This is a genomic window from Bacillus sp. JJ1521, from assembly GCF_036965165.1.
In the GTDB taxonomy this organism is placed as follows: domain Bacteria; phylum Bacillota; class Bacilli; order Bacillales; family Bacillaceae_L; genus Ferdinandcohnia.
Genome location: NZ_JBALOX010000205.1, coordinates 1 through 9994 on the forward strand (window position 1 = coordinate 1; position 9994 = coordinate 9994).

Here is a 9994-nt window from a genome sequence, read left to right on the forward strand (position 1 = left end):
CAAAAGAAAAATTGACTGGACTGAGTCCGGTCGAATACCGAATTCAATCCAGCCAATCAGCTGCATAATAAAAACTCTAACTTTTAGGGGTAACCACCTCTGGGCTTTTTATTAGGTAAGTATCATTTTTATAATACACTCCACGTGCGTGGGGTGTATGTGGCAACATATGGGGTGCTGGTAAGTTTACATATGAATTTTTAAACTTTTTCTGTAATATAGGGTCTACAAATTCCTTGCAAAGCTTTTTCTAAAGGTAATTGGTTCCTCCTTCTCTTCTCCTTTTGGTTAACCATTAACTATTCCTCGTTCTCCTAATCCTAGTGTTTCTTACAAGGGATTCATAGTACCTATTATTGAAGGCCTGCTCTATTTTTGATTCCAACTGCCAAGAAATATTTCTCCAATCCATAGTAACTGCATAACCTGAATCAATGTTATCTTGTAATCTAGCAGGTGTTCCCCCAGCTGTTGGTAAATAGATTCCCAATAGGCCATTTCTACTTCTCCCTCCATATGGTCTGAGAGAAGAGTAAATTTCCCAATCAACCCACTTCCTTTTGGCTGTTTCACTCCCGATTAAAACAATAGTGACTGTCGACTCTTTAAGATGATAGGTTCTAATTTGTTGTAAAATATAATCGTTACTAGCACTATCATATGCATCAGATAAAGACCTATCAATTAATGTGTTGTTTGCTCCATATGTTTCCCTTAAATGATTAGCTTTTAATTGATCATAGTCATGATGATAGCTTACAAATACTTTGTGGCTCATATTACCCCTCCTATTTTTATAGTTACTTTATTGCTATATTCTACAAAAATTGATAAATTCCTCCAAAATCCAACGCATTATATCTTAATTTCTATAGTAAAAGTAACAACTGTGAAGCTTTTAATCTTTTCTCTTATGCAACGATTAAGGCAACATCCCCTGATAAAATTATTTAAGGGACATGTTCACTTCTGTGTATCAAAATTCCCTAACCGCTTTTTCAAAAGGGTTATTCAGTATAGTTAAACAAGACTAAATCAACTATATATAATGCAGAAACCTCCATTTTTTCAGATAAACAATTAATTTGTGAAACAACCTCATTATTTTCAAAGAACTCTTTTAATCCAAATACATATGCGTGATATTTTGAATATGTCTGTTTTGGAGTTGATCCAAAAACTTGCTTACATACCTTTGAATTAGGAAAAAGATTAGGGCACATAAAATGCAAGAGCTTCGTAGTTGAGGAAAGTTGAGTGTCTAATCTTTCTAAGCCATGTAATAGTCTTCCTGTTGGAATCAAAAAATCCCTCAATCCCATATCATAATATCCTTTGTAAGAGTAGAAAGATGCTTCTCCTTGATATTCAAATCCTTGGTAGGTTGTTCTTTCAATTGACGAAAGTTCAGCATCGTAAAAGTATCTTTCTATCTCTGTCAATTTATTAATTATTTCTTGTATGCCTACTAATTCCGATGCAAATGAGGACCAAGGAATTCTAGGGAGCCATGAGTATACTAAAGCAACTCTCTCAGTCCATACATCTATATCGGAAGCCCCTCTTGTCTCGTTAAACCTTTTTATTAATGGTCTATATGAGTACTTATACCAATAATTAGAGTTTTGAAGTATCTCTATTTGTTTTTCTATCTCAGCATAGGTAAGTATTTCATTCAATTTGTTTAACACAACTGCTTTTAAAGCCCGTCATTATTATCTACTTATTAGAATCTATTTTCCTTTCAACTTCTTTTTTCTTTTCCACTAAATTCACACGAACACTAGCATACACTACCAATCTCTCGATGAGATCCGAACCAAATTTTGCAAAAAAGGGGGAGTAGTTATAAACACGATTATATTGATAAGTTCTGCAGTAATACTGACAGGAACAATTGCTTCAGCAGCTTATTTATACTATAAAGACACCGAACAGTTAGACATTGTTAAATTAGAATATAAAAGTAGTTCTAAACTTAGGTACTTCTTTACTAAATCTAGTTCATCCCCTCAAGAAGAATTAATAAGAGTCATTAACGAAGCATGTGAAACTATTGATGTAGCGGTATATTATATAAGTGAAAGGAACATTGTCACTCACCTTTGTAGTGCAACCGATAGATGTGTAAAAGTAAGAATTATTACAGATAAAGACGATTCATATCAAGAATCTGCTTTACAACAGCTATTAGTTGTAGGGATACCAGTAAAAGTTAATACGTATGCAGAAAAAATGCATTTAAAAAATATGATTATTGATGAAGAAATCATTACGAGTGGTTCATATAATTTTACTTATAGTGCAGAAAAGAAAAATGAAGAGGTAGTAATTATTTCAAAGGATAAAAAAATTGCTAAAGAATGGTCAGAGAAGTTTAGTTAAATGTGGAATGATAGCATCAATTATATTCCTTATAAACCAAAAGAAAATAAGAAATTTGCTTAGAGGTAGAATCCTTCTAAAGTATATGGTAAAAAACAAAGGAAAAAGCTTAAATTGTATAAAACAGCTTTGCTTCTTAACATAAAGTTTTGATGATTAAGATTGTAAATAAAAAGAACTGTAGAAGGTTGTTTCTACAGTTCTTACATATTTTAAGAATAGTTCTAGCGAGAACTGTAACTTATGGTTCTGCTCACAGTTTCAACCTCATAGTTTAGGTATTGATATTCGGTGTTTCCCCATGACTCAAACACCCCTTGAATTAATTCATGTACCTATTGTCAGTTCTATCTACACTGTTTTTCTCAAATAAAATGAAAATACCATTTCCCCATCCACTTATTGATATATTCCCAAAAATATCATTGTAGGGGAAAGTGATAATCCAACTAAAGGTAAAGGATGATACACCTATAAAGGTTACTTGATTTGTTAAGCTAGCAAAGATATGTAAATTTGAAATTGCAACTAAAAACGATAAACCTAACAAATTCATATTCTAGTATTTAAACTTATTCATATCCATTATTGAAACACCATTTATATACTTGATACTAACAAATATTTCCCTTATCAATACATATATGTTGATTGTTTTACAGATAATTTTGTTTTACTAAAAATCATAAACACTCGTTAAATTTTTGTACTCTAACCAATATAAATATGTATATAAGTACGGTAACTTATCTACAATTCTAATAAAAAACGGTTAAGTGAATAGCAAGGTATATAACCCAATTCACGTTCTTTTAATCCATACATATATTCCGACTCCTGACAACCTCCAACCCAAGATTCAATAAACCATAAAATAATTTTGGGTCAGTTGTTATTGGTAGTTCATAAGTTTATTTTACAAAGTTTGCAAACTTAGTTCTAATCTCCTCTGATTCCAATAAATTTATATTTAAAATCCCAGTGACACTATCAAATTCAGTAAGAGTAACCCCCTGAATAAAATCATAGTCCTTGAACTTTTCAAGGCAACTATCTATTTTTCCAATATTTGTTAAGTCTTTCATTATACTACGCACTGCACCTTCTATTTTATTCCGTAAAAAATGATCGGTTTCTAATTTTATAATCCATTCAGATATATTCACATTGACTTCGAATAATGGTAGTTCTTCATACAACTTATTAAATATTGACTGAACATTTTCTTCTGTTATTTCAGCAATTGATAAAGGGATAACTGGAAGCTTATACTTCATTTCTAAACTTTTTGCCAATGTAATTGTATTTTCAGCTTCTGGTATAGTTGAATTCAGTATCATAACTTTTGGGCGTTGGAGATCCAAATCTTCAACAATATTCATTTCAGCGTCAATAAAAGCATACGAAGGAAGACAGTCAATCGTACCATCAGTTGTAACGATAATCGTTACATCACTGATGTTCTTTGCTATTTCACGTGTTTGTATTGAAATCGCTTCCTTAAAATGTATTGGATTTTTGTATCCTTCTAACTGCAATTTGAGTGGACCAGTTTTAGTATGGAACCCTTTAACACCGTGTGCTTTATATCCGATACAATCAATAAATTGCATATATTTGGACCCTGTCCCTATATTTATCCTAATTTTTTCTAAAGGTATTATCGTAGTTTTCTTTGTGGAAATTTCCCGCCCAGATTCACTTACTGGAAAGTTAATTTCTACATTTTCTGTTTCTTCTACGTTTGGTAATACAAAAGTCTTTAGAACATTCGTAATAAATAATGATTTCCCCGTTCGTGTCGGTCCCGTGACAGTAACGACAAGACTCCCATTAAACCGTTTAAATAAATTGCTTATTTCAACATTAACCTCCATATTCAGTCCCCCTTTTCATGTTGCTTTAATATATTTTCTTCATTATATTTATAGACCTTTTAATAATAAAAATGATTACATATCAAAATAGGAGTTGATGAATAAAACCTTCCTGTATAGCTCAGAATGATAACAATTAAAGTGAAGGAGGCTAATAAATACAGTTATGAAGGTACTCATAATATGTTTAATTGTATTAACTTTTACTATTGCAGGCTGTCAAAAGGGTAATAATGATATTAATGGAACGAAGAAGGAAATAGTAAATGAATCCGAAACTCAAGTTGTTAGTTCCGGGAAAATGCTTAACAAAAATATCATAGAAGAAATCACCGGTTTTGGAGGGGAAACATTTGATCCAGAATTACAAATAAAAGTAAATGATGATGGCTTTTTTGACCATAATACAAAACTCTCAATTATCGAAGAGGATGACAATACCTTTGTCATTTGGGCTCCAAGGGGTGGATTATTCTTTAATTCTGGGATTATTGGATCTATTGCAAAAAATGGGAAATGGGAAGTTACAAATAAAGTGTTATTTGAAAATAGTGAATATTTATCATGGGATATAGAAGGTACATATTTATTAACTCTTCAAAATACCGGGGATTGGTCTAATCTCCAAAAACAAATTAGTATAAGACAATTAACTAGTGATGGCACACTTACAAAAGAAGTAGTAATTGCAACTGCACCTATTGTAAAAAACCTAGATATTATTCCAACCTCACATGGCACAGTTGTCATTTTTAGTAATAATGGTGGCGATACAAAAGAGATAACATATGATGTCATACCAATTGAAGACAAGTCGTTAGCTATTAATTCCATAACAATCAAACAATTTCCTGAAGGTGGAATAGATAAACCAATTTATATCGATTTTACTAACAAAAAATTGTTTGGTCCAGGAAAAAAATCAAAAGGATTGCTACAAGTTTCATCGGAAAATGGAGAGCCACTTTATGATGACACTGGCAAGGAAAAAGTTGCAAGGATCGGAGAACCAGTTTATATTGGCAGCAACAAAAAAGGTGAACTTGAAGTATTCTCAAATAACAATGATTATCTTCTAAAGCATGTCTTTGATAAAAACTTAAATATGAAATCTGAAGAAATTATCGGTCCTAAAAATAAGCTAATTACAATCAATGATGACATTCTACATTACTGGGAAGTTACTCTGTATAAAAATCGGCCAAGTTTAAATTTAACTAAAATAAAGAATTAATAAACACGCCCCACAGGGAAGGCCCGAATAATCATCGATGCACAGATCAGTGATATCCAAAAAGCCCTATCCTTGGTTGGATTGGGCTTTTTATTAGGTAAGTTTCATTTTTATAATACACCCCACTTGTCTTGAGTGTATGTGGCAACACATGGGATGCTGGTGAGATGTAAAATATCTTTGTTTAACTTCAGGCAACACAACCACTACTTTTTATATCAGACTGGTAACTCTCTTCTAAACTCGAAAGTTTTTCCAACTTTTTAAATTACATTCATGTAGTCGATCTCTCTGTAACTATTTACAAATTGTTTTCTTTTTGTTCTAGCTTATAGTAGAAGTATTCAATTGTTCTCTTGCTTATTCGATCAATTCTAGCATATGTAAATATCAATAATACTTTTTAATTCATCACGTGTCAGTTCCGATTTTGAATTAATTACCAACTTAACATTCACTTTTTGTTTAGAAACGGTATTGGGTAAGTAAATCTTTTACATAGAATCACGTAATAATAATTTAACCTGTGTATAATAAAACCATAAGGATCCAACCTATCAAAATATAATATTAATGCACTCTTCTCAACCTCTTTTTTCTCTTGTGGAGCTTCCATACATTTCCTTATGTCTTCTAAAGAAACCTATAACAATACCTATTTTTATTGTATAATCTCCCAAATGGAAATTTTTTCACTCCGCCTAGAGAATCTGACTATTTTATTGGAATATTATCCTAATACGTTTTTTATCCCTTTAAAAACANNNNTTGGTGTATTGTAGAGCCTTTTATTTTCCTCTAAGCTAAGTCCATTATTTAAATTTGCATTTTTTAAAAGATCAATAATAGAGTTATAATCAATTAATCTATCGCCTCTTGTTAAGCTAAAATTAAGAAAATTATTATATCCCGCATTATGCTTTACCTGCCACTCTTCAGTTAATTTATTAGGATAGATATTTCCTTGAATTATTTGACAAACACTTTGGGTCACTCCCCCAAATCCTCCTAAAAGGTAGAGGGGTTTTTTCATTTCCAGCGTTATTAATATTTCTTCTAGGACACCAGGCATTTTACCTAAATAACCTGAATGTTTGCCTCCTGCACATATTCTTGCATCACAGCCCATAATCATTGTTTTCCTCATTTCGGTTAATGAACGACTCCAAACATATTGATTTTGAGGATTTGTAGGTTGCAAAAATGTATCCTTATTAATAATTAAATCTTTTATATCTTCTGGGGGATCCATCTCAACCATATCTGCAATTGAACGATATTTAGCTTTCCAACTTTTTATGTCAAATGTATCATTAAGATATATTGGCCAGGCAATAAAATTTTTCAATTTAACATCTTGAGATAGTGTTCTTGCTTTGAATGCTAACGCTTCATTAAAAATAAATTCTGTAAAACCATTTTCACGAAGATCTCCCCCATAATTTAGGGTTACACCTCGAGATAGTAAGTGCCTTGCTATATCCTGAGATAGTTGAACTAAATGTTGATTAGTAAAACCCAGTTCTAATAATTCCAGAACAGAAGGATCTGATATTGATACCCCTATGTTTTTCCCTAGTAAATTCAACCCATTCAAGGTTAAAGGTGTATCAACCCTAATTCCTAATTTGCTCAGAAAAGATAACTCTTCAGAATATAGAGGAGGTTCTGGATAAACTAATAATTTCTTTTTATAATTTATTCCATTTCCATCTCCAAAGAATACCTTTTCAATATCAGAAACCTCTGGTGGCCGAGGAAGGATCTCAGCTTCGGGATGCATCCAACCGACTTCTTTATATTGTTGTAATAATAATTTTGAATAAAAGAATCTTATGGTTTCTAGTAACGCTAGACTCAATATACGAAGTAAATCCTTATGAGATATCTCATCCTCAAGATTTATGTGAATTCCAGGTATATTTGAAGCAAATGGAAATCGGCGATCTTCAAACTCTTCAATTAGATCTATAGCAACAATGGGACGTTCGTTCTCTTTAGCACTCAGTATTTCCCTTTGACACCAATATCTCGACGAGTAGGTGTCTGTATGTATAGCAATTAATGTAGACTCCTTTATATGACCTACAATTTCTTCATTAAATTTGTAACCAGGTGCAATGTCCGTGGCGTCAAAAAAATTACGCATTGAACTATTATCTATAAAACTTTTAATAGATTTTGCTACTTTTACCCCTTTCTCTTTATCTTTGGTATGGCTCAGGAATATTTTTAATGAATTGTTTTTACCAAGCGTCATTTCATCAAAATTTTCGTTTAGAGCACACCGATAAATTTCATGGGCAATCGTTATAAATGAATATTCCTTATTAAATTTTGCATCAAACTCATAATATCTAATAAAATTTATATTCTCGAAATACTCGCTAATTACAAAGGCTGAATCATCTAGTGCAATAGGAATGATAAATACATTTTCTTCTTTTGGGATTTGCTTTATATATTCAATCCACATATCATCTGCAATTATATCTTTACTTAAGAATATAAATATTATTGTCTTTCTTGAAAATAATTCAAAACTTTTAGGGACGTCTGTTTTTTGTGTCGTTCGAATAAAAATTGGGAGGTTCATTGAACGGGAAAATGGATTTTCTATATTTCTTGATAATAATGAATAGCAGTGTTCAAAAACTGGTTTTACATTACTTTCATCTGCAGGATGCCAAACAAAAAAAACTGACAACGGTGAAAAAAATTTTGGCATTATCATTCTCCTCAATGTGTAATTCCACAGACATTACATTTACTATTATATTTCATCATTTCTTGAGAATTTTTAATTAAATGTGCTCTTTTTGTTCTCGCTTGATATGCATCCTCAATCCAACTACCCAATTGCTCTGCACTTGTTGGGTAAACCCAATAACGAGCATAACAATCTTCATGTCCTTTTGACCAATTCATTTTCAAACGCGGCGGAAGATATGCGGAATTTTCTTGACTCGGCAAGATTATTCCCATTACTCCGTTGGGAATATAATCACCTTGTCTTAAAGAACTCTTTAACTCCCAATCCACATACCTTCGACTATGAGTGCAACTTCCAATAAGCACTATTGTTACAGTAGTGTCTTGTAGATATTTTCTACGAATTTGGGTCATTACGTAATCAGTATTTGAACTATTTATAAAGTCATCATTATTGTTTGCTCCTAATACATAGGGAATAAAAACCTTTTCTTCATTTGCAAATTTTTGAATAAACGCATCAACTTCATCCCTATCACCTTTATAGTGTGAAATGAATACTTTACGCCTAACTCCTTGATATGGCATAATATTTCCCCTTCCATAAACTAGTGAATAAGACTTAACATCAAAAGCAGCTTTTTTACATATAAAAAGTGTTGTGGTGGACTTGTTTGTGCATTATTGATTTCATGGTTCATTCATCAACAATGCAAAGTAAAGTAACTACATAATTTTTAACTGTTATTTACAAAATTTACGTAATGAATCTCTCTATATAACCTATGATCCCTAACAACAATGGAGACTTTAAAAAATTATTAATCGTATCATATTGGTGATTACTATCCTATTAAATTCTTGAACTAAGCGAATACCTTTATATTATAAATAAATGGTCTTCTAAATACTAACAATTACGTATCTAGCTTTGCTTTTGTTCGATTAGAATCTCTTCGATATTAGAATCAGCTTTGTTGAAAGGTCTTTCTTCACCATAAGGTCTTAAGGAAGAATAAATCTACCAATCAACCCACTTTCTTTTGTATGTATCACTTCCGATTAATATTATAGTTAAAGGTGAATCTATCAAATGATGAGTTCTAATTTTGTGAGAATGTAATCATCATTAACACTGTCAATTTACTTAAAATGTGAACGGTCCATTTATTATAAACATACATAAAATATTACTTTTTTAATATTTTTTTTATATGCTCTTCTAAATCTTGATGTTTATATAAAATTAAAATGTCGTTTTTAACTATAGAGTTAACCAATTCTTTGTTAACTTCAAAGAAATACTTCATAACGTCCTCATCTATAATAAAGGATAGTCTATAGTCATCTTTTTCTTCATATATTTTTTTAGCTAGTTCTAATTCGAAAGTACACCATTTTGATTTAAGAAATTCTTTTGTTATAAAAAAAAGGACCTTATTGGCTTCATTTAGTCCCTTTGCTATTTCTCTTTCGACAATATGTGGTTCTGCATCCTCTGTTATTCTATACTTATCCAACCAAATTAATTCATCGATTGAAGTATAATACGGTATGATTTTCTCTAAACTCTCTTTCTGTCTAGAAGAATGACTAATGAATAGAGTTGTACCACCAGCCATCTTATTAAATGCATTGTAACCTTCACTTTTTAAGTGTTCAAGAAAATATTCTTTGAAATATTCTTCTGATGGTACTTCTTCAGGACTTCTAAACCAAAACCCATCATTAAATATAAAAATTAGATCGCCTGAATCCAATATTGGATAAGAGTTAAAACCTCTAT

The 9994-nt window shown here is 31.4% G+C and carries 9 protein-coding genes; 2 read left to right on the forward strand and 7 right to left on the reverse strand.

Annotated elements, in window-relative coordinates; all coding sequences use genetic code 11:
- Positions 1–295 precede the first annotated feature (295 nt).
- A complete protein-coding gene (locus V7147_RS21920) occupies positions 296–778 on the reverse strand; it encodes a TIR domain-containing protein (protein ID WP_335369932.1) in 483 nt (160 codons plus the stop codon).
- A gap of 229 nt (positions 779–1007) precedes the next feature.
- Complete coding sequence (locus V7147_RS21925; protein ID WP_335369933.1) at positions 1008–1679, reverse strand: hypothetical protein; 672 nt, start codon at positions 1677–1679, stop codon at positions 1008–1010.
- A gap of 184 nt (positions 1680–1863) precedes the next feature.
- On the opposite strand from V7147_RS21925, the gene V7147_RS21930 reads away from it, so the two are divergent.
- On the forward strand, positions 1864–2385 hold the full coding sequence (locus V7147_RS21930; protein ID WP_335369934.1) for a phospholipase D-like domain-containing protein: 522 nt from the start codon (positions 1864–1866) through the stop codon (positions 2383–2385).
- Positions 2386–3296: 911 nt separating this feature from the next.
- Here the strand turns inward: V7147_RS21930 and V7147_RS21935 are convergent.
- The gene (locus V7147_RS21935) at positions 3297–4262 is read right to left on the reverse strand and encodes a stage IV sporulation protein A (RefSeq protein WP_335369935.1); all 966 of its coding nucleotides are present in this window, start codon (positions 4260–4262) and stop codon (positions 3297–3299) included.
- A gap of 166 nt (positions 4263–4428) precedes the next feature.
- On the opposite strand from V7147_RS21935, the gene V7147_RS21940 reads away from it, so the two are divergent.
- Positions 4429–5496, forward strand: a complete 1068-nt coding sequence (locus V7147_RS21940) for a hypothetical protein (protein WP_335369936.1) — start codon at positions 4429–4431, stop codon at positions 5494–5496.
- A 730-nt stretch (positions 5497–6226) separates the two neighbouring features.
- Here the strand turns inward: V7147_RS21940 and V7147_RS21945 are convergent.
- From V7147_RS21945 to V7147_RS21955, 4 genes are all read right to left on the reverse strand, one after another.
- Entirely contained in the window at positions 6227–8230 is a 2004-nt protein-coding gene (locus V7147_RS21945; RefSeq protein ID WP_438824629.1) for a TIR domain-containing protein, read from the reverse strand.
- A gap of 5 nt (positions 8231–8235) precedes the next feature.
- Positions 8236–8796 (reverse strand): TIR domain-containing protein, encoded by a 561-nt coding sequence (locus V7147_RS21950; RefSeq protein WP_335369938.1) that lies wholly within the window; start codon positions 8794–8796, stop codon positions 8236–8238.
- Positions 8797–9229: 433 nt separating this feature from the next.
- The gene (locus V7147_RS25285; protein ID WP_438824630.1) at positions 9230–9301 is read right to left on the reverse strand and encodes a TIR domain-containing protein; all 72 of its coding nucleotides are present in this window, start codon (positions 9299–9301) and stop codon (positions 9230–9232) included.
- 97 nt (positions 9302–9398) lie between these two features.
- The coding region (locus V7147_RS21955) for a toll/interleukin-1 receptor domain-containing protein (protein WP_335369939.1) at positions 9399–9994 on the reverse strand (596 nt) is incomplete at its 5' end.

What these genes read in the sequence shown, in the direction of transcription:
- V7147_RS21920 (WP_335369932.1), bottom strand. Translation starts at nt 778, where the DNA reads ATGAGCCACAAAGTATTTGTAAGCTATCATCATGACTATGATCAATTA.
- V7147_RS21935 (WP_335369935.1), bottom strand. Translation starts at nt 4,262, where the DNA reads ATGGAGGTTAATGTTGAAATAAGCAATTTATTTAAACGGTTTAATGGG.
- V7147_RS21940 (WP_335369936.1), top strand. Translation starts at nt 4,429, where the DNA reads ATGAAGGTACTCATAATATGTTTAATTGTATTAACTTTTACTATTGCA.
- V7147_RS21950 (WP_335369938.1), bottom strand. Translation starts at nt 8,796, where the DNA reads ATGCCATATCAAGGAGTTAGGCGTAAAGTATTCATTTCACACTATAAA.